General features: G+C 43.2%; 13 protein-coding genes and 1 tRNA gene. 11 read left to right on the forward strand and 3 right to left on the reverse strand.

Going from position 1 to position 25,465, the window contains the following annotated elements; translation table 11 throughout:
- The first annotated feature begins 22 nt into the window (after nt 1–22).
- The 7 genes from mads6 to BN102_RS10975 are packed head-to-tail and all read left to right on the forward strand — an operon-like array spanning nt 23 to nt 16,877.
- Nucleotides 23–4,189 carry a methylation-associated defense system protein kinase MAD6 gene (mads6, locus tag BN102_RS01085; protein WP_019207202.1) on the forward strand — a complete coding sequence of 1,389 codons (4,167 nt, stop codon included), beginning with the start codon at nt 23–25 and terminating at the stop codon, nt 4,187–4,189.
- Nucleotides 4,186–5,742, forward strand: a complete 1,557-nt coding sequence (gene mads7 / locus BN102_RS01090; RefSeq protein ID WP_019207203.1) for a methylation-associated defense system protein MAD7 — start codon at nt 4,186–4,188, stop codon at nt 5,740–5,742. Before mads6 ends, mads7 begins: the two co-directional genes overlap by 4 nt.
- A gap of 18 nt (nt 5,743–5,760) precedes the next feature.
- Entirely contained in the window at nt 5,761–11,184 is a 5,424-nt protein-coding gene (gene mads8 / locus BN102_RS01095; RefSeq protein WP_019207204.1) for a methylation-associated defense system ATP-binding protein MAD8, read from the forward strand.
- Nucleotides 11,185–11,874: a PP2C family protein-serine/threonine phosphatase gene (locus BN102_RS01100; RefSeq protein WP_019207205.1), complete on the forward strand. Its 690-nt coding sequence runs from the start codon at nt 11,185–11,187 to the stop codon at nt 11,872–11,874. It begins immediately after the preceding gene.
- Nucleotides 11,875–11,892: 18 nt separating this feature from the next.
- On the forward strand, nt 11,893–15,045 hold the full coding sequence (locus BN102_RS01105; RefSeq protein WP_019207206.1) for a DEAD/DEAH box helicase: 3,153 nt from the start codon (nt 11,893–11,895) through the stop codon (nt 15,043–15,045).
- Nucleotides 15,046–15,049: 4 nt separating this feature from the next.
- Complete coding sequence (locus BN102_RS01110; RefSeq protein ID WP_019207207.1) at nt 15,050–16,315, forward strand: acetate and sugar kinases/Hsc70/actin family protein; 1,266 nt, start codon at nt 15,050–15,052, stop codon at nt 16,313–16,315.
- 13 nt (nt 16,316–16,328) lie between these two features.
- Nucleotides 16,329–16,877, forward strand: coding sequence for a hypothetical protein (locus tag BN102_RS10975; RefSeq protein WP_036787058.1), 549 nt, complete (start codon nt 16,329–16,331; stop codon nt 16,875–16,877).
- A gap of 193 nt (nt 16,878–17,070) precedes the next feature.
- Here BN102_RS10975 and BN102_RS01120 read toward each other — a convergent pair whose 3' ends face one another.
- The 3 genes from BN102_RS01120 to BN102_RS01130 form a co-directional block, all read right to left on the reverse strand.
- Nucleotides 17,071–17,568, reverse strand: coding sequence for a hypothetical protein (locus BN102_RS01120; protein WP_019207209.1), 498 nt, complete (start codon nt 17,566–17,568; stop codon nt 17,071–17,073).
- 312 nt (nt 17,569–17,880) lie between these two features.
- Nucleotides 17,881–17,954 (reverse strand) — tRNA-Ile (locus BN102_RS01125).
- Nucleotides 17,955–18,116: 162 nt separating this feature from the next.
- On the reverse strand, nt 18,117–19,280 hold the full coding sequence (locus BN102_RS01130) for a glycerate kinase family protein (RefSeq protein WP_019207210.1): 1,164 nt from the start codon (nt 19,278–19,280) through the stop codon (nt 18,117–18,119).
- Between the two features lie 134 nt (nt 19,281–19,414).
- On the opposite strand from BN102_RS01130, the gene BN102_RS01135 reads away from it, so the two are divergent.
- From BN102_RS01135 to typA, 4 genes are all read left to right on the forward strand, one after another.
- Nucleotides 19,415–22,072, forward strand: a complete 2,658-nt coding sequence (locus BN102_RS01135) for a calcium-translocating P-type ATPase, PMCA-type (protein WP_019207211.1) — start codon at nt 19,415–19,417, stop codon at nt 22,070–22,072.
- Nucleotides 22,041–22,658, forward strand: coding sequence for an HAD family hydrolase (locus tag BN102_RS01140; RefSeq protein ID WP_036787061.1), 618 nt, complete (start codon nt 22,041–22,043; stop codon nt 22,656–22,658). The genes BN102_RS01135 and BN102_RS01140 overlap by 32 nt, the downstream gene beginning before the upstream one ends.
- A 3-nt stretch (nt 22,659–22,661) precedes the next feature.
- Nucleotides 22,662–23,585 carry a bifunctional riboflavin kinase/FAD synthetase gene (locus tag BN102_RS01145; RefSeq protein ID WP_019207213.1) on the forward strand — a complete coding sequence of 308 codons (924 nt, stop codon included), beginning with the start codon at nt 22,662–22,664 and terminating at the stop codon, nt 23,583–23,585.
- A gap of 75 nt (nt 23,586–23,660) precedes the next feature.
- Nucleotides 23,661–25,463, forward strand: a complete 1,803-nt coding sequence (gene typA / locus BN102_RS01150) for a translational GTPase TypA (RefSeq protein WP_019207214.1) — start codon at nt 23,661–23,663, stop codon at nt 25,461–25,463.
- The last annotated feature ends 2 nt before the right edge of the window (nt 25,464–25,465 follow it).

Genomic DNA, 25,465 nt, shown 5'->3' on the forward strand with positions numbered 1-25,465 from the left:
TGAAAAATAACATCTAAACAATATGGCAAAGATATGTAACCCCACACAAGGCGCTGGCCCAGTAAATGCTGGAGAAGAAAGACTGCTTAAACGTCTGGAAGTACAGCTGCCTGACAACTATTACATCGTGCCTAATGGAGAATATGCCCATAAAAACCCACAGGGAATGGTGCAGTTCTGGGAATACGACTGTATTGTTATAGCTCCCCATGCAATCTATCACATAGAGAATAAGGATTGGGCAGGGCAACTGTACGGTGATGATTTCCAGTGGACCATCAACGGGCATGAGCGTCCTAATCCATTGCGTACAGCAGAACTGAAAAGCAAGCTGCTGAAGAGTATGCTCATTGAGAAGAATCCTGAATGGCGCTTTGCAAAGGTTATCACACTTGTCACACTGAGTAATCCTTCTCAAACAAAGTTCGGACTTGACCCTAATGCACGTAGCTTCGACCAGATATTCACGCTCAACTCCGACCTCGAAGAATTTATCAAGGATGCGGATAGAGCAGGAAAGCGTGAAGATGCTATTGCCGAATACCAGGAAGCTATAACCAACTTCCTAACTGGTGCTTCAAGCCAACGCACAGCAGAAGAAAAAACAGAGATTCTTGATTATCAGATTGATGAGATATTACAGAAGACAGAACTCTTTACTGAATATCTCGTACACCCTCGTGGCATTGACTTTAAGCATTTCAAGGTTCGTGAATACTCTTTGAGTGTTGCAGGTCTTTCCCCTATGGAACAGCAAGCCCGTAAGAAGAAAGTTGAGAATGCACGAAACGCACAGTATCATCTTTCTTCCAGTCCCTATATCATCAAGAGTGAATACCGTCTAAACGAGGAGGGTACTTACTTCTATGAGGTGTCGGAATATATGGATGACCGCACCTTAAAGTCTATCCTGCGAATGAAGACCCTCACACAGATGGAGAAGGTTAAAATCATCATTGATGTTGCCAATGCGCTGAAGATGGCACACGACAATGGCGTTTTCCATCGTGACGTATGCCCTGCCAACATATACATACTGAATGATGGTACTGCTGCATTGGCGAATTTCGGAAAGTCGTGGTTTGTAGAGCATGAGGAACAGAAAATGGATTATACTGTTCGTTCCATGCTTGCCGGTGAAGAAAGCCCATATACTCCGCCTGAATTCAAAGATAATGCTGTAGGTGCTCAAAGCGATATTTATTCGCTCGGTGTTATCATCTATGAACTTATGGTTGGCAAGACACCATTCAATGATACCAGTTCTTTCCGTGCTTTGGGTAAATTCCCAGATGACCTTCTTCCATCGCATGTAAAGGAACTGCCTGATTGGTTAGACAATGTGATTAAAGAAACCATTGCCATTGAGCCAGCAGATCGTTTTGAAAAGGTCGATGAGCTGATAGAATATATTACAAGTCATGCTTTCCAAACTACTGATGGCTCAGGAGCCGGTTCAGGAGAACAAACGGACCAGTCTAAAGTATTTGACCTTCGCGACCTGAAACCGACAATGCCCATCACTCGTGAGTTGGTTCTTGGTGAAGAGTTGGGTAAAGGTGGCTTCGGTCGTGTATTCAAGGCAAAGCATATCTACATGGGAAAATGGTATGCAGCTAAGCTTTTTGACAAGTCCAGTACCGCGCAGGAAATCATCAATGAATATGAAGCATTGAAAGACCTTTACCATCCCAACATCGTCAAGTTCGTTTATAATGGACTTTCCGACCAAGGACTTTTCTTCACATTGATGGAACTGTTAGATGGTGAGAGTCTAAGTGACTACACAAATACCAAAGGCGACCTGCGTCTTCCCATCGATGAAATTTACAAGATGGCTACGCAGCTGTTGGACGCTTTAGTGTATATGCAAGATAAGGGAATCTTCCATCGTGACATCAAGCCTAATAATATCGTCTGGGATAAGCGTCAGAGATATGTTCTTATAGACTTCAATATCTCTACAGCATTAGAAGATGATACCGCATTTGCTGGTACACGTCCATATATGGCTCCCGACCTGATTGTAAATGGTCATAAGGTGAATTGGGACAATTCAGCAGATACCTTCTCATTGGGTGTCACCCTTTATGAATTACTTGCACATAGCTATCCGTGGTCTGGAAGCGACCCTTGCCCGAAGATAAATGTTGCACCTACCGACATAAGGGTTTACAACAGCTCGAAGCAGACTTTGTCTGAGCCATTTGCAGATTTTATCATGAAAAGCATTGTCACTGATCGTACAAAGCGCTTCACATCTGCGCGTGAGATGAAAGAAGCATTGGAAACAATTGGTGTGAATGGGCTTCTTAAAGCTCAGACACAGGCTTCTTTCTTAACAAGCACAAATGGCAAGGTTAATGAAATAGACATTGTTGATTACATTAACTCCTTATACAGCCAAAGCCGTCATGGTAACGCAGGAACAAGAGCCTCTTTGAATCAGTCTTCATTGGATGAGTTGACATATACGGAAACAAAGTTGCACCGTCATCTTATCAAGGATATTGTGGCAGGGAAATACAAACTGGTTATCATTACAGGTAATGCTGGTGATGGTAAGACTGCCCTGATACATGAAATTGAAAAGAAAGGCGAAAATCGCCAGATGATAGAAGGAATGAATGGTGCCAGATTTGACATCGGAGGAGTTGCTTTTGAAAGCAACTACGACGGTTCGCAGGATGAAGCCGACAAATTAAACGATGATGTCCTCCGCTCATTCTTCCATCCATTTATGGGGCTTTCTGACTATACGCAGGCCACAACAGGACGTATCATTGCCATCAATGAAGGCCGTTTGGTTGATTTCCTAAGCACGCAGGATGATTTGAAGGTGTTGCATGACAACATCGACAACTACTTCTACAAAGGTGGAAAAGTGGACTTGTTGCCTGGATTGATGGTTATAAATCTTAATCTCAGGTCAGTAACAGCCCGTGATGAGAACGGCGAAAGCCTACTTCATTCACAGATTAAAAAGCTCACCAATCCTATTCTTTGGTCTAAATGCGAGAGCTGCCCGATAAAAGACCGATGCTTCATCAAGTACAACGTAAACACTTTCCAAGACACCAACGCTGGTGATGAAGTCATCAATCGCCTGGAGTGGCTGGTTCGCACGATTGTATATAAGCGTGAATTGCATATTACAATGCGCGACCTTCGTTCATTCATCGCCTTCATGCTTACCCGTGATTACTCATGTGAGCAGGTGAAGTTGATGCTTGAACATATTAAGGCTGATAATATGCGCCCGGAATTCTACTGGCAGTTCTATTACTTCAATGTAACAGCTCCAGAGTTTTTCAACCGCATAGACACCTACTTCCCATTCCCAACAAACGAGTCAAACGACCGTCTTGTTCAGATGCTGAAAGAAACAGACATTGCTCGTGTTTCTCTTCCTGCATACGACCGCGACCTCTATTATAAAGAGAAAGAGGAAGGGAATTATCTTGTATTTGGGGAACGCAAGCAGCCACTTTTGAAGGTCTTTAATGAAGTAGGTACTGTTGTCCCCAGCTATGAATTGAGCGATAACGACAAGTTCCTTCTCAATGAGCGTCACCAATCCTTTATTCGTCATCAATACTTTGAAGGATGTAGCGACATCAAGAAGTTTAACTTCATGAAGCGTCTTCCCTACCAGAATATCAAAGCCTTCTATGATTACCTGCGTAACAAGACGGAAGAAATGAATGTTGCTATTATGCACAGCATAGCAAAGGCAATTTCAAGAAGTGAGGGGTGCATCAATAGCGGAAACATGATAGAAAATTACATGCTACTGTCGTGTACGCATGTTAATGATCCATTGTCGAAGAGCTATCGCGTTTTCAATATTGAAGATTTCTGTATTGCAGAAGAAGACAACAAGCATCTTGTGGAATATCTCGAATATGAGAGCGACAGCTTTATATTCCGCCACAAGAACGAACAGTTTATCCAACTTACTGTGTCGCTTGACTTGTTTGAAATGCTGCAATACATTAACAACGGATTCAGCCCGTCTATCAATGATATGCAGGGTAAATTCATTGAACTGCAGATATTCAAGAACTTACTCGAAAGCAAGACATATAACGAGATTCTTGTGACAAAGAACAACAAGAAGTTCTTCGTTGTTCGCTTGAATGAAGATAAAACCATTACTATTGAACCTCTTAATCAGCAAGCATTATGATAATTAAGTTAAGGAAGAAAAATGTCGTCTTCAGAAATCCTCAGTTGTTTGCTGGAGAGGCGAAGGCTATCAACCTGGAAAGTGTTTTGTCCAACCTGTTTTTATTGATTTCTTCAGGTGGCGCACCTATCACATTGGCAGCCCCCAAAGGAGGGCATACAATGGATACGCTCATGGATAGTATGAAGGTGCTTGAAAATGGCGGAAAGATTAAGGGCGCAAATGAAAACATTGAAGCTGTAGAGGACTGGCTGAGAAGCAACCTGGTGAACATGGTTTTCCGTGGCAATGTCGTGAAGGAACATATCACATCATTGCGACCTGTTCATTTGATGAGTTATCGCATCCAGAACAAAAAGCATAACCGAGACTATAGTATGTCTGACCAGCTTTATATGATGCTCAAAGCCGCTCCTGAAGTGATGAGTGGCTTAAAGGATTATCTAACTACTGGATGGGATAATGCTGCCGGTCATGTTGTTGATTCTGATAAACTGGATGTTGATACGGCAGGAATCCTTCTACTCCAGCAGACACTGCCCAGAGAGAAAAAGAAACCAGTCACAGAGGTCAATAACAACAAACCTCTATTGACAGAACAAACAAATTTGTTCAATGATGATATACGCAGATTGCTTTTCTATAAAGACAAACTTCCTCGAATAGTATTTATCGAGTATTTGCGTATTCTAGTGGGGCTTCACCTAAGCCTATATGTTATGAAACTCATATACCTGCTTCCCAAAATGCGTGAAGCTGGTACTACACAGGTTGATGATGATTGGTCAATGGTTGTTGATTTGACCAACGACCTTGAGAGCCGAGTGGCTAAATACGCTTGCAAGGACACCGAGCGTATGATTAACACTCTCAATCGTTATTTCAAGACAACCTTTGAAATCAATGTCGTTCAACCATTCAATGAGGTGATGGGCAAAGATGCTTCCATCGAAGGTGTTTTAAGTACGCTGAAGAATGATCTTGACAAGTCTTCTCCATTGTTTGTTTCTGAAATCAAACAAATAATGGACAGCATAAATGAAGATGAAGATAAAAAAGCTGTCGAAGACATGCTTCAATACTATGATACTGATGATTACTTCGACCGTTATGTTCATATACTCGAAAAAACAAGTGGTGGTAGTGCATATCAATACTCATACCACTTGTGGATGCTGGATTCTCTCTGCATGAAAAACTCGGATTCTATGCTTCTGGCTGATGGCAGAAGGTCACGAAAACATCCACGCAGAGGAGTGATTGGTTCAAAGCTGTTAGAAACTATGGTGCAGCTACTGGTTCTTCAGCCGGATGGAAACGGCAGTTATACCAGCCGTTCTCTTAGTATTGACGAATTAGCTAACCTGATACGTTCAAGATATGGTCTCGTCATCAATGGCGTGAATGAGCCGAGGTTTGAAAGTGCTGATGTGGAAACACACGCTGCATTTAAGGAAAACATGGATGCTCTTAAAAACAAGTTGCGCCAAATAGGTTTCTATACCGACATGAGCGATGCTTGCCTGTTACAGAAAATTCGTCCTCGTTATTAAACTGATAAACTTTGAAATATGGATATTCAATCATTATATTACGAGAAGTTCCTTGCACTTGTTGTTGAATTCTATCGCGAGGATTTGAAGCAAGCAAAACCAGGTCATTGCATGAAGGTGACTGGGCTTGCCATGAATGAGCTTAAACAATTGCTCCCTTTATTGAAGCCAATCAATAAGGAGTTACAGGTGTTTATTTTATCTGATGCCGAAACTGGCCCAGATTATATCCATGCAACCAAACTCATTGAACTAAGAAACAACAATGAAAAGCCATTGCTTGTTCTTATTCCAGCTAATAGTCGAACATCTGCAGAAGACTCTTACGGTGATGCGACCTTCCAAGATCTTGCAGTTAAGGATTTGCAGATTGAATTCTGGCAAAAGCTCAATCGAGAAATGCCTGATGAGCAGAAGCCTTTTATTGAAGACCTGAATAAAATATTCAACGAGTTTGGCATTCCTTTGTCTGACAGAATTAACTATCTTCTTTACATGGAGATATGTGGCTGGAAACTCTCATCATGGGGTGAAGGCCTTGCCATACTTGGTTTACTGCCTGACAGTAAGCTAATGGATAACTTGGATAATATCCGTAGCCGATTTGTTTATAATCGGGAATGTACGAATTTCCTTTGCGATTTCTCTCTTTCACCAGTTGATAAGGCTTCTGCCCTACCGTTGGCACCAGATACCATACAAAAGGATATTGTCAAATTCTTCCAGAAAGAAAATGATGTGTTTGACAACTTATCCGTATGTCTTCGTATATTGGAGGATTATCCTAACCTTTACTTCTCTGAATGGAGAATTAAAAGTTTGGAGGATATAGAGAAGAATAATGTTGTAGTTACAGCTGAGATTGTTCCTGGAAAAGACCCAGACAAAGAATTGGTTAAAGACACTTCGGGTGACTTAATCATGCAAATTCCTAACGGGAAGAAATCAAAACTTAAAGTGAAGATTACTTTTAATCCTTCACCCGCTCAGTTGCCACTTCTCGAAAAGTATCTGATTCAGCTGGTTAATCAAGATGGCTACCAAGTCGTGGAAGACTGCTTGAAGATGGCGAAGATAAATAGCAAGAATTCATCTAAGACAGTCACCATCCCCATCAACTATGACGCATTTGATGATGGACAGTATTTTCTTCGTGTTCATGCCCTCGATGGACAAGGGCTTCAGTTAGACAAAGACAACCCTTTCAAGCCGGATAGCATACAGGCATTGTGGGAAATGGAACATGAGCAAAACCCTGATTTGCCCAAAGAACAGTTCCATACACAAGGCCAATATCTTACCACCAATGAGACAACGTATTTTACAATTAAGAACCTTGTTGATGGTGAGCCACCAGAAGATATTGATACAGAGAACAGTAAACGTAATCATCCTGACAATATGCTACAGGCATATTTCACATACAGGATTGAAACATTGCGTAAAGCCGAACAGACAGAAGAAATTGTAGTACCTGAGATTTCTGAGAAAACTGAATGGAAAACAGGAACACTTAATGATGTGTACCATTTTGATTACGGCAAAGCTGCTTACGCTTACCAAATTCAGTGCTCTAAGAAACTATTGGAACTTGAACGCGCCTTCTACAAACATTGTACTCAATTAGGAAGAGTGTTAGCTGAGATTAGCGGAAATCCAACAGACACAAAGCTGCAGGATTGGAGTTTTGAACAAATTCCGGCAGAGGTTGTCGTGCCACAAGAATTGAAAGAGCTTCGTAGCACCTTGTTCAACCACATTCAGATGTGTGCTGCATCCGAATCTGGAGTATTGAACATCTTCCCTATTTACAATTACACAGAAGAAATAAAGGCATACGTTAACGCTTATTCTCAATGGCTGCACTCGTTTATCGAAGGGGCACCAAATGAATCTGCATTGATTGCAATACAAAATATCGATACCGTACTGCTTAATGTAGAAATGCCTGATGGAGGTAAACAAAAAGTAAAACTTTTGTCACCTCTTCATCCTCTGCGTTTGGCATGGCTCATAAATCTTTACGATTTATTCCAAGATTGGGAAAGCAAGACCATTGAAAACCCTGATTACAAAAGTCAATGGAAAGATTTGGCCAAACTGTTTATGGGAGAGCTCCCGATGGATGTTTCCCCATTAGTCTTGCCAGAAACATCAATGCAGATATATCAGTATGTTGGTGAACTTACTTTCGGATGGGGATTATTTGCCATTCCCACTATAGATGTAAATGACACATTCGCATCTGAATTCCGCCAGCTGAAATCTTATGTCTCTTCACTGTTGAACATCAGTCGTGATAAAACCATTGATAGCGACGTTAGTAAAGATTTGGTTTTCCATCACATGCTTAACTATGTTAAGAGCCATCCATATACAAATAAACTTGTCATGAACCTCTTCAATGCTGGCGATGCTAATGTATTTGCAGATGCTATGGTTGAGATGGAAAAATATGGCAAACATTATGACTATGAAATAAGGCTGTTCGCAGATGACCGCCTCATTCAGCCAGGAGAAGCCTTACGCGACTTAATCAATCCGGAAACGAACCAAAGCGAAGCGGCGGAAGTATTCTCCCTTGCTTCGAAAAATCGTTTATTCCCAAAGTTGCGATTCTCAATAAATCCAATTCAGGACTTCATTAACAATCATCAAAAATATCAGGCGCATCTGTCATTCCTTGTTAATCCTTTCCCTGTGGTTACAGGAATGGCAAGACCTCAAAAAGGACAGCGATCATTCTATCTCAATGGCGTAATAGTAAAAAGCCAAGTGGGAATGGAGGTGACCACGGATAAATTCTCATGGAATCGATATTTCGCCGAGAAAGCTATACCTTCTCCAATAAATGAGTTCGCAAACGATGCCGTAAGCCTCTTTGCAAATCTTCAATATGTGATAGGTAAGATTATTTCTTCTACGGCAAAAGAATCTGTACCTGCTACAAAGCTTATTTTGAATGAGAATGAAAGCATGATGCTATCTTTTGTCCATGAAGTAAGCGACTGGGTTGTTACCTTCGACAAGAATATGGGGCCGGAGTTCTATGACCTTCCACAAGGAGAAGGTCAAGAAGCACCATATCTTCTTGATTATATTCCTGGACAAGAAAGAACTGGAATTTCATCCTTCCTTACCACACGTCCTACAAGCGAAATTGAAGGACTAATGAAGCCACATTTCAAAAAAATTGGCATCAATGTAGAGGATGAATTATTCAAAGAATTGCTTGAAGACGTGCGCACTGTTAGTAGTTCTTTAGTGATGCAGGTAAACAGCACGCAAAATAAAGCATTTGAAGTGCTCGGCATGACTTTCACCAAGAGATTGCTAAAGAAGAAAAATTTGCTTTCAGAGGCATTCTTGATACCAATTGATTTGCATAAGGAATTGTTTGAAAACCTTGAAAGTCAAAAAAAGAATCGAGCCGATGCTCTTTTGGTAAATCTCAATACTGAAAGTAGAGAGATTGTATTTACCGTTATTGAAGTAAAATGTCGTCAGTCACTCACAGAAGATGAAACGGATAATCTCGAAGAACAAATGCTTGCTCAAATTGAGAATACAATTGAAGCACTGAAAGAACATTTTGAAAAAGCATTTGCAGAATCAGATCGTTTGGATAGGGAGCTGAAGACATTAGAATTGGCAAATCTGTTAAATTTCTATATCGACAGGGCTAATAGATATAACATATTAGACCCCGAAATGATGATAGAATTTAGAGATTTCTTGAATACTCTTAATGAAGGCTATGATATCAAGTTCAAGAGAATGGGTATCATTTACGACCTGAGCCAGCAAGAGAAACAAAAGAAAGATTGTTGGGGGGATGCCGTATTCTACAGAATGGGATACCCTGTTATTCACGACATCCTATCTAAAGATAAAACTCTAAATACCGAGCGGCTCAGTCAAGAAGACGTGGATTTTATCTCTTTCATGGAACCAAATCGTAAAGAGACAATTATGTCAAAGCGCAGACAAAAACGCGAAATTGAACGTATCATCCAAGATGAAGAGACGGAGCCTTCGGTTAAATTTGTTAATCAGGAAAACCATTCTGATATAGTTTCCTCTGATTCTTCTTTGAAAATTGAAGATGAAAATCCATCAGAAAAGGCAGATTCAGTGGAGCGCGTTTCAGAAAAACAAGATTCCCAAAGAGAAAATGAGATATTAACTTCTAATGATTCTCAAAGAAGTGTAATGGATACAAATTACGTGGAGCCTGAATATGACATTTTGTTGGGGAAAGAATCCCAATCCTCACAATATGGAATACTTGGCCATACTGTTGTGAAAGATAAGCTGGTAGCTGTTGACCTGGATGGCTGTAACACCTTTAGCCTGTTCGGTGTTCAAGGAGCTGGAAAGAGTTACACCATAGGCACTGTAACGGAAATGGTGCTGAAGCAATTTAGCAAAGTAAATAAGCTGCAGGCTCCATTGGCAAGTGTTATATTCCATTATAGTGACAGTATGGATTATGCACCAGAATTCACATCGATGGCCGCACCAAATGACGATGCGCGTCAATTAGCATTGCTGAAAGAACGCTATGGTGCTGAAGCTGGTTCTGTGGAGGATGTTATCCTTCTTGCTCCAGATAGTAAGGTTGAGGAACGCAGGGCTGAATATCCGAATATAGAAGTTCATCCTATAGGTTTCGATTCATCTGAATTACAGGTAAAAGACTGGATGTTCCTTTTAGGTGCTATGGGGAATGATTCAACCTATATCCGAGAATTGAAGATGATAATGAAGAAAATTCGCAGCGACATGTCCCTCCGGAACATCCGAAGAGGTGTTGCCGCCAGCAGTTCTTTGTCGAATGGACAAAAGGCATTAGCTTCACAAAGGCTTGATTTTGCTGAGGAATATATTACTGATGGTACACAATTACGCAACTACTTGAAACCTGGTCGCTTGATAATTGTTGATCTAAGAGACGAATTTATTGAGAAAAATGAAGCACTTGGTCTTTTTGTAGTAATGCTCAATATTTTCTCTGGTGTTATGCAGGTTGATGGACAGGCATTTAACAAATTCATTGTTTTTGATGAAGCACACAAATACATGAATGATAAAGAACTTGTCGGTTCAATTACAACGGCAATACGCGAAATGCGCCACAAAGGAGTTTCGATAATGATTGCCAGCCAAGACCCAATGAGTTTGCCAAATGAAATCATAGAACTTAGTTCTATAGTTTTGCTGCATCGCTTTAATTCCCCACAGTGGGTTAAACATGTTCAAAAGTCCATAACCCCACTGGGATCATTAACTGCTGCCGAAATGTCAAGCCTGAAGTCTGGCGAAGCATATCTCTGGGCCAACAAGGCATCTGATAGTATTATCACATCCAAGCCTGTTAAAATAAATGTACGCCCACGTGTTACAAAACATGGGGGCGACACTATTCAAGCAGTTAAATAAATGACAATTACTGAATATACAAATAAAGGGTCTAGAAATCAAAATCAGGATTACGTAACACATGAATTGTTAGAAAACAATCATGCTATATTCGTAGTTGCTGATGGTATGGGAGGCTACTCACATGGCGACGTTGCTTCTCGCCTTGTGGCTGATGCGATTATTGACTGTGTGTCTTCACACTATTTACAGGAAGCAGATGTTGTGCATCTCATGGCAGAAGCATACGACTATGCTAATGACACACTTGCAATTAAACGCATTGCTATGGGCGGTTGTGAAATGGGTACTGTGGTAGTGTCTCTATACTACGATGGACATGCAGCACATATTACTTGGTTAGGTGATAGCAGATGTTATCTCTTCCGTAATGGGAAACAATTATTCTGCACACAGGATCACTCTATTTTAAGCCAGCTAAAAAAAATCAAGACTCTGCGAGGTTACGATGAAGACAGATATGCCTCTATCGTTACTCGCTGTGTTATGGGTGATGACAAGCTTGGCAATATAGAAACTTTAAAATTGGAAGTTGAGCCAAATGATGTGCTGATACTCTGTACAGATGGCTTTCACAAAGAACTGGATGTGCGCATTCTTTTGAATGAATCAAAGTCATCCACAGAAAAACTTGACGCAAAAGCAAATAATATGAATGACAACTATTCATTTATAAAAATAGTTGTATAAAGGAAGTAAGAATTGACAATGAGCAAGTTCAATATAGGAAATAAAGTCATCAAAGCTGATTCAGAAGGGCATGGCACAATCATTGAGGTCATGCCGCCACGTCGTGGTCGCCAGTTATACAAAGTTAGCTGGGGAAACATCGTGACTGATGAACTTGAAGTGAATCTGTTGCCTGACTGTAATATTGCTGATCCGTTTGAGCGTTGTATGAGTGGCATCTTCGGTTCTTATTCTGAGTATTCGAAAAAGAACACGACTTTTAAGATACGCAGTTCTAACAACAGTACCATATCTTCACTGAAAGCATCGAAGACGCTCTTCCGGGCATATCAGTTTAAACCCTTGCTCAAATTTCTCAACTCACCTAATAGGAGGCTTTTGGTTGCGGATGAAGTGGGTCTTGGTAAGACTATTGAAGCTGGACATATCATGCTGGAGTTGAAGGCTCGCCGTGAGTTGCATCATGTACTTATCGTATGTCCGAAATCTTTGCAGAGGAAATGGAAGGATGAACTGGCTTTCAAATTCGGACTACAGTTCAAGATATACGACAGCCAGAAGGAGCTCATCACTGATATGCAGGAGCATCGTGTTTCTGTTCATGCAATCGTTAATTATGAGAAGATTCGCATGAAGAAACATAAGGAAAATGATAAGGCTAAGAAGGAAAAGGATAATATGCCTAAGAATATTGTCGATTTCCTTTCTGGGAATGACTTCCACTTCAGTCTTGTGCTATGTGATGAAGCTCATAAGATGCGTAATCGTGAGACTCAGACATACAAAGGTGCTGAAATTATAATGAGTCAGGCAAACGCAGCCATTTTCTTGACGGCAACACCTGTGATGATTAGCACAGAAAACCTGTATAACTTGCTTCATCTGCTTGATAACACGAGATATTATAATTATCAGATCTTTGATAACCGGCTTCAAGAAAACCGTCCGTTTGTCGAGGCACTGACTGATTTAAATCATCATGTCGCACTTCCTGTTATTGCAAAGAAGCTGAATGAGTCTGAAATACTTACTCGCTTCTTCTCTGACGAAGTGGAAATCTACTCTCATCAAACGACTGTAGGGAAGGCTTTCGCCGATGATGCGATGTATAAGGAAATCATTCAAATGCTCAATGGTGAAGACAACTCGAAGAATCGTGCCTGTCTGCAATATCTTATATCATCCATGAGCATGATGAATAACATATTCTCTCGTACCCGCAAACGCGAGGTCACGACTGATATGTCTCAGGCAGAGCGAAAGCCTCACATGAGGAAGGTTATTTTGACCGAAAAAGAACGGACGGAGTTCGATAATGTAATCGAGCAATATATTGATGACAATTCCTATACGGACTATTGGGGCGAAGAAGTGCTCACTCAGGGAGGGACATTAGGCTTGGTGCAGAAGAAACGCCAGGTAGCAAGTAGTGTCTATGCCTATCTTAACTCTGAATACAGTCTTGACAAAAGCATTGATGAGTATGCAGATTATACGGATGCCAAATTTGAGGAGCTTCTTAAAATTATCGACGAGGTTTTTAAGCATGGAACAAAGAAAATTGTCATCTTTGCTCTATTCCGAAAGACTCTGAAATACCTACAGATTCGGTTTAAGAATCGAGGTTTTGGCACATTGATGATTCACGGTATGATTGATAACCGTATAGATGTGCTTGATGAGTTCAAAAATAACCCTAACGCCCATATTCTCCTTTCTTCTGAAGTAGGTAGTGAAGGTTTGGACATGCAGTTCTGTAATTCTATGGTGAACTACGACCTGCCATGGAATCCGATGGTTGTTGAACAGCGTATCGGTCGTATTGACCGCTTCGGTCAGAAATCACCAACTGTAAATATCTACAACATCATCGTTGCCGATTCTATTCAAGAAGACATCTATATCCGACTTCTTGACCGTATCGGTATATTCCGTGGCACAATTGGTGACATGGAAGCCATATTGGATGCTCCACTTGAACGAGGTGGCAGCGTCACAATCCAAGATGTGTATAATAAATTGGAAAAGGAGTTATATACAAGCCGGTTGACAGACGAGGAGAAACGAAGGAAAATTACTGAAATTGAGCTTGCCGTTGCTAATGAAAAAGAAAGCATTAAGCATCTGGAAGAGGGATTGGACAACGCTCTTACAAATGACGCATATTTCAAGGATGAAATCAATCGGATTCAGAATAACAATGCTTATGTAACTGAGATAGAACTAAGAAACTATCTGGAGTCTGCTATCCGTCAAGAACTATCTACATGTACGCTTACAAAAGTGGACAACGCTGTTTACGAGTTGCAGTTACCATTGAGTAATCCCCGTATTCTCAAAAATTTCTTGACTCTTTACCAGCCAGGCGGTGAAGAAAATGATACGTTATTTAGGCAGTTCAAACGTGAGATTGAAGACAAACAAGTGCTTCGTATGACATTTAATCAACAAATGGCATACGATAACAACAAGCTGCTGTTTATGAATATCTACCATCCAATCATACAAGCCTGTCTGAGTTATTTCCACAAACACGATGACGCATCAAAAACATCATTCTGCTATGCCCTGACAAAAGATGATATGTTACAAGCAGGTGCTGCATATTATCTTATTGTATATCAGATAAGCGTAACACGAAAAGTGCTTGGTGTTCCTAAGCATACGGAAACCTTGCTTCCTTTACTGTATAGCATAAATGATAGGGAAATTGTAAAGAATGAAGAAATGGTTGACCGTGTTTTCTCACGTTCTCAAACAGATGGTGAGGAACACAATGCCTCAAATAGAGACATCGATGCGGAAATGCTTCAGGATATGCGTTATGATTTTGCTGAGGAGATTAGCGAGTTGAAAAGTGAAAGGTTGTCCGAAATAAAGCTACAAGTAGAAAGTGACAGACAAAGAAACGAAAAGCAGACGAATGAATACTATGCCTCTATCATTGACAACCTTCGCAGATATATCCGCAACTGGGAATCTGACATAGAGATGCTTTTTAATGTAGACGAGAAAAGAGTGCAGCAGCTTCAGGGTGCTATTCGCCTCGCTCAGGCTCGAATACAGCAAATGGAAAAAGAGAAAGAGGATCGTTTGATTCAAATCCGCGAAGCATCACAGATAGAGATTGGCGAAAGCATCGTATCACTAAACCTTATAAATATAATCTGACGTTATGATTACAGTAGGGCTTGACTTTGGGACACATCAGACAAAGGTCTGTATCGAGCATAAGGACGGCGTAGAAAAGGAGTACACCTTCATGAAGTTCTTCGATACATACAATAGGTTTTTTTATACTCTTCCCTCTTTAGTCGGCGTGGGGAAAGACGGGCTCTTGTCATACGGCTATCTTCCTCGCAGATATGACGGGAGAATTATCAGATACTTTAAGCAAAGTACATTCCGACCCTATCCTTCTGGCATGTCACAGGTGAACGCCATGTATTTCTCCACATGGTATCTTGCATATATCCTTTTCGATCTGGAAAAACAGTATGGACAGGAATTCACTATTCAGATGGGAGCACCTACTGACAGTGGCCATGTTCATCAAGTTAAAGTCATCGCAACACGGATAATAGCATCAGCATACAGACTGGTTGAAGATGTGTTTGCCAACAACAAAGAAAAGTTTCTGGCTACTCCAATGAAGGAGCTAACCGAATTGACGGATCTCGTGCCGTATTCACAAGAGATAAAAGACGAATACGGACTATTGGTTTTTCCTGAAGCTTATGCTTGTCTGAAACCTCTTATTAGTCAGGGCAAACTTGCTACAGGGATGAGCCTAATGATTGATATTGGTGGTGGTACCACAGACATTTCTTTCTTCACAATTGAAGACAACAAGCCACAAGTCTATGACTTTTATTCAATTAACAAAGGGTTGAACTATCTGACAGGAGCCAATGAGAGTAACCAAACAGGGACAGAAGTCAATGTAAAGGATGCTTCTTCAATCATCCAAGGACGTAGAAACATTTATATCAATGAGGTAAACCAAGTGTGCGACACCCTGCGCTCAAAATTACAGAAAGAATTTAAGCAACAGACTGGTTTAAATATGCATCGCCTCATGGATGCCCTAAAAAACCGTCCTCTCGTATATTGCGGAGGTGGAAGCACATTCAAGACTCTTCGAGTCAGCTATGCTGGTTATCAAGACAAAAAGCAGATTTCACATAAAGAATGGAACGCCAAAAGTATTAAAGATATTGATGAAATCATAGATGAAGAACTTTGCCCCATTCTTTCCACAGCATACGGTTTGGCAATCAGTACAGAAAACGACAACATCATTATGAAACCCTTCAAAGACATATTTGAAGGGATAAGAGGTTATGAAGAAGAGCATCACCACAAATCCAGCCGTAATACTAAATTTGGCAGTGCCTTTGGTGGCTTTAGTTATGCTGATGATTGGGATGCTTGGAAATAAATATCATAAGACTATGACATTGAATAATATTATAATAGAAAAAATTAAGAAACGGTCAAAACTGCTATTTGATAAAGCTGGTGATTTTGACCTTTTATCTATGTACGTCTTTAATGAAACGGGACGTACTATAGGAGTTACTACACTTAAGCGTCTTTTCAATTATGTTGATGATGACAGAAAAGCGAGCGACTATACCCTAAATACAATAGCAATTTATCTTGGATATAAGGATTGGAGAGAACTAATCCAACAAGTTAATATTGATAGCGTATGGGAGTATGAAGATGAAACCATTTATATTCATTCACTTGAAGTCGGTACTCATATAGATCTTTCATATTTGAATAGGGAAGTATCTTTTATTGTGGTTCAAAGAAACGGCGAAAATATATTAAAAGTTGAGAAATCCGAAAACAGTAGTTTGATGGTAGGAGACAAATGCGACATATATAAAATATGTAAAGGATCCATTCTTGAAGCTGAACATGTATATAGGGGAAATAATGTTGGAAACTACAAAACACAAGGTGAAGTTTTTGCTATTAAGATATGGAATTAAGCACTGAACGCCACCCTTTGGGGATGGCGTTCAGCATAATGTGTAATTCTTATTTCGCTTCGTTGAGAAGCTTATCGATGTTAAATGTGAACGTGTAGTCGTTCTGAACATTCTCAATCATGATGGGCATCATTACTGTCAAGGTCTTTCCCACAAGAGAGGGCACTTCTGATTTGAAATCCTCTGGTGTCTTCTATACACAAGGTATTAGGTAGGTCTCTCTCCATCCTCCATATTGGCCCGACACATAGTATACATTTTCTGTTGGCAGAAGAATGTCGCTAATGCTTACTCCCTTGGGAACTGTTGTTGCTGGTTGAGAACTGTTACGGTTGGTATATTTCACGCCAGAGTGCATTACACGACCAACCTGTCCTTTAACATCAACATAGCTAACGTCATCCCAGTTTATCTTCAATGTGTGTCCAGATTTGTTTTTCAGAGTAAAATTGAACTGTTTCAATCCTACATACCATACGATGTCAATGTAATCATCTTCGTAGCGATATTTGCTGATACCACCTTCATCGAAATTTACAACTTTCGTTTCTCCGAACTGTTGTTTCGCATCTGCAGGGCTTTCTACAGTTGCAAGTCCAACAGAATAGTTTGCCACATAGCTTTTCAAATCCCCACATGAGGTGAACAAGAATGCACCTGTAGCCAAAAGTAACATGCTTAATTTCTTCATTTTCTTGATGTATTTTAGAGTTAAACAAATTATTTTGGCTACAAAGTTACATGTTTACTTTTGTAGTTAAGTTAGACTCACAAAACATGGACCAAGATGGACGGAATGGAACGCCTACGAAAGTTGTTTTTCATTATCACTCATACATTTCCGTCTACTGATAAGGGGATAGTATTTCGTGAACTCTCATAAAATACTCTTGTATTTCAAAAGGTCACCTAAAGGTCACTCCGAGTGCTCTATGTTCACCTTATGTTCGCCAATAAAAGAAAAAACACCTACAAAATCTTTGTAAGTGCTTGATATTCAATGTGGACCAGCCTGGGCTTGAACCAGGGACCTCCAGATTATGAGTCTGTTGCTCTAACCAACTGAGCTACAAGTCCGGCATACCGTTAAGCTCGCTCTGCTGCCACGAAGTTCCTTCGCAGCAGACGGCTTTTATTCAGTACGCTGCAAAAGTAATCGATTCTTTCTGCTTTTGCAAGTTAATTAATAAAAAAGTTGGAGACAGGCTGGTCGGCAGAAAGGCGCGCCGTTTCTCATCGTCATGAGCGATTGCCCGGATTCGTCCACTCTTTGTAAAACATCAGTCGGATTATCTGTCTGGCCGTTCTGGACAAATTGCCGAGAACGATATCTCTCCGCATGGCCCTTTTCCAAGTCACGGGAGAAGACTGGACGGAGAAAATCGCCGCGAAGCCCGCCCCGTTGAGCTCTTCGGTATCTGCTACCGCCCCGCAGAGAGCCGCTACCGGCACGTTTTCTTCTCGGGCTATATCGACAATACCTTTCAAGGCCTTCCCTCTGACAGTTTGGCGGTCGATCTTCCCTTCGCCGGTCAGAATGAGCGAAGCGCCCTTAATCGCTTCTCTGAAATGAAGTATTTCCAAGATGGTCTTGCTTCCCGGCAAGAGTTCGGCTCGAAGGAAGGGAAGCAGTCCGCCGCCCATGCCTCCGGCGGCGCCTGCTCCGGGGAGATGGAAGATGTCCGTCCCCGTCGTTTTTAAGATCAGTTCTCCGTAACGGTGCAGGCCGTTGTCCAAGAGAACGACCTCTTTCCCGCCCGCTCCTTTTTGCGGGGCGAAGATGTATGCTGCGCCTTCCCTGCCGCAGAAAGGATTGTCAACGTCGGAGAGGATCCGAAACGACGTCTCGCTCAATTCGGGTAGCAACAGGCTGGTATCTATCGATGAAATGGCGGATAATCGTCCTCCCGAGGGTGAAATTTCTTCTCCTTCGGCAGTAAAGAATTTGACGCCCAAGGCTGAAAGCATTCCCGTTCCGGCATCGTTCGTCGCACTTCCTCCAAGCCCCAAGATCATCTCCCTGCAACCTTTTGAAAGCGCATCTTTGACTATTTCTCCGACTCCGTACGTCGTGGTGTGCAGCGGATTCCTCTCTCTCCCGTTCAACAGGGACAACCCGGCCGCCGCAGCCATCTCGATCAGGGCCGTCCTACCGTCTTCCGCGATAGCGTAAGTAGCCGTTATGGGGCGCATCAGCGCATCGTGCGCCCAACAGGTGGTTCGGGAAGCGTTGAGCGATGAACATAACGCTTCGGTAGTACCTTCCCCTCCATCCGCTATCCGAAATGTCCGGACAGTGATGCCGGGAAAATCCTTGCGAATTGCTCTGTCGAGCGCAACGGCAATTTCTTCCGAAGAGACGGACCCTTTGAAAGAGTCGAATGCCAAGATGATCTTTTTCATCGGAATGCGATTTAAAATATGGCAGTGTCCCTAAAAACCTTTCTGCACAAAATTAATAAAAAAGAATTAATTCGACTCTTTATAATAAACGGGAGCATATTAATTCGTATTTTTGCAACAAGTTAGAGAAACGTATGATAAGTCCCATTCACCGCAATATACTCAACGGATTGACGGATCAGGAAGTGATCGACAGTCGAAAGGCCCATGGCATCAATTTGTTGACACCTCCCCAACGTCCGTCTGCGTGGAAACTCTATTTGGAGAAGTTCCGCGATCCTGTCATTCGTATACTGTTGGTGGCCGCCCTCTTGTCCTTTATCGTCTCCCTGATAGAAGGGGAATATGCCGAAACGATCGGCATATTCTTCGCCATCTTTCTGGCTACCGGTATCGGCTTCTACTTCGAGTACGACGCGAACAAGAAATTCGACCTGCTGAACGAAGTGAACGAAGAGACTCCGGTCACCGTCGTCCGCAACGGAAAAGTGCAGGAAATACCTAAGAAAGATCTGGTAGTGGGAGACATCGTCATGCTGAACGTCGGCGAGGATATTCCTGCCGACGGGATATTGTTGGAGGCCATTTCTCTGCAAGTTAACGAATCGAACCTGACGGGAGAATTGATCGCGATAAAGACTACCGACGAAGCGTCTTTCCAGCAGGAGGCGACCTATCCCAGCAATCGGGTGTACCGCGGGACGACTGTCGTGGACGGGCACGGCGTGATGGAGGTACGGAAGGTCGGCGACGCTACGGAGATCGGGAACGTGGCTCAGCAAGCTTCCGAGAAGGATAAGGAAGAGACGCCTTTACATCTCCAATTGTCGAAATTAGCCCATTTCATCGAGAAAGTCGGCCTATCCATAGCGATTATCACCTTCCTCGTCTTTACGGTCAGAGACCTCTACCTTTATATCAGCGAACAAGGGATTAACGGCTGGGAAGAAGGCGTGCACATCGCCCGCATCGTCTTGAAATATTTCATGATGGCCGTCACCTTGATCGTAGTGGCCGTACCGGAAGGTTTGCCCATGAGCGTGACACTCAGTCTGGCATTGAATATGCGCCGGATGTTGAAAACGAACAACTTGGTCCGTAAAATGCACGCTTGCGAAACGATGGGAGCTATTACCGTGATCTGTACGGATAAAACGGGAACGCTGACCCAAAACAAGATGCAGGTCTATGAAGCAACGCTGGACGAACGGAACATGGATTTGATTGACGAAGGCCTCTGCGTAAATTCTACCGCATTCTTAGACGAACAAAATAACGGGGTGGGCAATCCGACAGAGGCGGCACTGCTGCTCTGGATGAAACGACGGGCCGGCGATTATCTCGCACTGAGGAAAAATGCGACGATCCTCGATCAGCAGACATTCTCGACGGAGAGGAAATACATGGCGACCCTGGTCTATTCTGCCGTCGCCCAACGGGAGATATTATATGTGAAAGGTGCGCCCGAAATTATCCTCTCGAAAGCGCGGATCGGAATCGATGAGAAACGATCCTACGAACAACAGTTGGCCGATTGCCAAAGGAAGGCGATGCGTACCTTGGCAGTGGCTTATAAATATGTATCGGAAGAAGACGGAAAGAAATGCGAGAAGTTGTTTGAAGAGGGAGAGCTGACCTTTTTAGGATTTTTTGCCATCAACGATCCGGTTCGTCCGGACGTTCCTGCTGCCGTGCAAAAATGTCGCTCGGCAGGCATCGACGTAAAGATCGTAACGGGAGATACGCCGGGAACGGCGACGGAAATAGCTCGCCAGATCGGTCTGTGGACTTCGAAGGACACGGAGAGAAACAGGATCACGGGAATCGAATTCGGCGTATTGTCGGACGAAGAAGCTTTGGAGAGAGTATTGGATATAAAAGTCATGAGTCGTGCTCGCCCGATGGATAAACAACGGCTGGTACAACTGCTTCAGAAGAAAGGAGCTGTGGTTGCCGTTACAGGAGACGGCACCAACGACGCTCCCGCTTTAAACCATGCGCAAGTAGGCCTTTCGATGGGATCAGGAACGTCGGTTGCCAAAGAGGCCAGCGATATCACCTTGCTCGACGATTCGTTCAACAGCATTGCCACGGCGGTGATGTGGGGACGTTCTTTGTACAAGAACATCCAGCGGTTCATCGTCTTCCAGCTGACGATCAATCTGGTGGCGCTGGTAAGCGTGCTCCTCGGCGCATTTATCGGGACGGCTCTGCCTTTAACCGTGACTCAAATGCTTTGGGTGAATTTGATTATGGATACTTTCGCTGCAATGGCTTTGTCGTCAATACCTCCTTCGCCGGAGGTGATGAATGAAAAGCCGAGAAAAACAGGCGATTTCATCATCACAAAAGCGATGCGAAATAACATCGTAAGCGTTGGAAGCGGTTTCCTCGCCGTATTGCTGGGCATGATGTCCGTCATCAGACTGCTCCCCCCTGAAAAAACGGTCTGGGCGCTTACCGTTTTCTTCACGGTATTTGTCATGCTTCAGTTCTGGAACTTGTTCAATGTGAGCGTATTCGGAACGAATCATGCTGCGTTTAAGGAAGTTCATCATGCCTTGGGGATGTTAGGCGTCGCCGCAATCATTCTCATAGGGCAGTGGGGCATTGTGCAATTCGGAGGAGAGATATTCCGTACGGTTCCGCTGAGTGCTGTAGAATGGATTTCTATAATAAGTGTCACCTCTCTGATCTTATGGATCGGAGAGATCGATCGGTTACTGAAACGACGGAGATTAAAAAGAAAAATAGCAGCAAATGGATACGCGGATAAAAAACGTAGTATTTGATTTCGGAGGAGTACTTGTCGATTTAGACTTCAAGCGTTGCTTCCATGCCTTTCGGGCAGCAGGATTTTCCGATATCGAGGATCGATTCAGCGCAATAAAACGCGACCGCATATTCGACTTATACGAAAAAGGCGAAATATCAACCGACAAGTTCCGAAATGAACTTCGAAAGCATCTGAATTCCGGTTTGTCCGATAAGGATATCAGCGATATGTGGAACGAGATGTTAGGCACTATTCCTTCTTACAAGTTGAATCTCTTGCTAAAACTGAAAGAACGGTACCGGGTTTATCTCCTGAGCAATACCAATGAATTGCATTGGAACTATGCACGCGAAAAGCTGTTCAGATGCCAAGGGCATACGGTAAACGATTTCTTCACGAAGCCTTACCTCTCTTTCGAGATGCATTTGGAGAAGCCTGATGCGGCAATTTACAAAGAAATGCTGTATGATGCACAGTTAAAAGCGGAAGAAACGTTTTTTATCGACGACTTGGACGTTAATTGCCGAGGTGCAGCCTCCGTCGGCATGGCAACCCATCGATATCGAGTAGGGACGGATTTAACCCGATTGTTCGATTTGTAGCATATGGACATTATCAGCGGCTCTTCGATCGGTTCCTTCCAGGACAGTGTGGCAACTATCGGCTTCTTCGACGGAGTCCATAGAGGGCATCGTTTCTTGTTGGAGCAAGTAAAGGCTGCTGCACGGAAACGAGGAATCGATTCTGCCGTCGTTACTTTCCCCGTCCATCCTCGCAAGGTTCTGAATAAATCTTTCCAACCGGAGCTGCTTTCCACTGCAGACGAAAAGTTAGCTCTGTTGGAAACAACCGGTGTCCAGCATTGCATAATGCTGCCTTTTACGTACGAACTTTCCCTGTCATCCGCCTATGACTTCATGAAACTGCTCCGCGAGCGTTTTCATATCCGTACGTTAGTGGTCGGTTACGACCACCAATTCGGGCATAACCGCACGGAGAAATTCGAAGACTACTGCCATTATGGAAAAGAACTGCATATCGAAGTGGTATGCGCAAAGAAGTATGTGGAAGAAGGTCATACGGTGAGTTCGTCCCTCATTCGACGCCTGCTGAAAGAGGGAAAGGTGGAACAAGCCAATGCCTTTCTCGGTTATGCTTATTCCCTCAGCGGAATAGTTGTCGAAGGACATCGCATCGGCAGAGAATTAGGTTTCCCTACGGCTAATCTGACAATCGACGATGTCGGTAAACTGGTGCCCGCAGATGGCGTTTACGCCGCATACGTCTACATGAAAAAGGATCGATACGCCGGCATGTTGAATATAGGCAAACGCCCTACCATGGACAATGGAACGGATCGGACCGTCGAAGTGCATATCCTGAATTTCTCCGACGATATCTACCGGCAGCCGCTTCGTATGGAATTGCTGAAATACCTTCGCCCGGAACGAAAGTACGAACAGGTGGAAGAACTCGTCGAACAAATGAAAAAAGACAGAGAGGAAGTCGCCCTGCTGATAAGGGTATAGTCCCGTTCAAAAAAAGCTTCATATAGAACGCTTTTCGATTAAAAAAGCATACCTTTGCAGCCAAATCAGTTGTATATGCAGGATATTAGAAACATTGCCATCATTGCTCACGTTGATCATGGTAAGACAACGCTGGTGGACAAGATGATGCTGGCGGGACATTTGTTCCGGGAAGGGGAAAACAACAGCAACCAGATTTTAGACAGCAACGACCTGGAGCGGGAGCGAGGGATCACGATTCTTTCAAAAAATATTTCTATTCGCTACAATGGAGTGAAAATTAACATCATCGATACGCCGGGACACTCCGACTTCGGCGGAGAGGTAGAACGCGTATTGAATATGGCGGACGGTTGCATCCTGTTGGTCGATGCGTTCGAAGGCCCCATGCCGCAAACACGTTTCGTGCTCCAGAAGGCGTTGAACATAGGATTGAAACCGATCGTAGTCGTCAACAAGGTGGATAAACCTCACTGCCGGCCGGAAGAAGTATACGAAATGGTGTTCGACTTGATGTGCAACCTGAATGCGACGGAGGAACAATTGGATTTCCCCGTATTCTATGGCTCTGCAAAGAACAATTGGATGAGTACCGATTGGAAGACTCCGACGGAAAACATCCATGTGCTGCTCGATGCGATCGTCAAATATATTCCGGCTCCCAAACAACTGGAAGGAACTCCGCAGATGCTGATCACGTCACTGGATTATTCATCCTACACGGGACGGATTGCCGTGGGCAGAGTTCATCGCGGTACGCTGTGCCAAGGAATGGACATCACATTGGCCAAACGCGACGGAACATTCCTCAAAGAGAAAATCAAAGAACTCGATACGTTTGAAGGAATGGGTAGGAAAAAAGTCGAAAAGGTCTCCTCGGGCGATATTTGTGCGATCATAGGCGTAGAGAACTTTGAGATCGGTGACACGGTCTGCGACAGTGAAAATCCGGAAGCCTTGCCGCCTATTGCGATCGACGAGCCAACCATGAGCATGACCTTTACGATCAACGATTCTCCCTTTTTTGGCCGGGAAGGTAAGTACGTTACTTCCCGCCATATTCAGGATCGTTTGATGCGCGAATTGGATAAGAACTTGGCGCTTCGGGTAAAGAAAGCGGAAAACGAGGATGGTAAATGGATTGTTTCCGGTCGCGGCGTGCTGCATCTCTCGGTATTGATAGAGACGATGCGTCGGGAAGGATACGAGTTGCAGGTAGGTCAGCCGCAAGTAATCATCAAAGAGATTGGCGGTATGAAATGTGAACCGGTAGAAGAGTTGACGATCAGTGTCCCGGAAGAGTATGCGAGCAAGATGATCGATATGGTCACTCGCCGGAAAGGCGAAATGACTTCCATGGAGACACAAGGCGACCGGGTAAACATCGAGTTCGACATGCCCTCGCGCGGTATTATCGGTTTACGCACCAATGTGTTGACCGCCTCACAAGGCGAGGCGATCATGGCTCATCGCTTCAAAGCGTACCAGCCTTACAAAGGTGATATGGTGCGACGCGTCAACGGTTCGATGATCGCAATGGAAAGTGGGACGGTATTCGCTTATGCATTGGACAAATTGCAGGACCGAGGCCGATTTTTCGTCAATCCCCAGGATGAAGTGTATGCCGGAGAGGTCGTAGGCGAACACGTACACGACAACGATCTGGTGGTGAATGTGACTAAATCGAAGAAACTGACGAATATGCGTGCCTCCGGCGCCGATGACAAGGCTCACATCATCCCTCCGGTCATATTCTCGTTGGAAGAGGCGCTCGAATACATCAAAGCGGACGAATATCTTGAAGTGACTCCCAAGAGCATGAGAATACGCAAGATCATTTTGGACGAGACAGAACGGAAACGCGCCAGCAAAAGCTGAGT

The sequence above is a fragment of the Phocaeicola abscessus CCUG 55929 genome, assembly GCF_000312445.1.
In the GTDB taxonomy this organism is placed as follows: domain Bacteria; phylum Bacteroidota; class Bacteroidia; order Bacteroidales; family Bacteroidaceae; genus Phocaeicola; species Phocaeicola abscessus.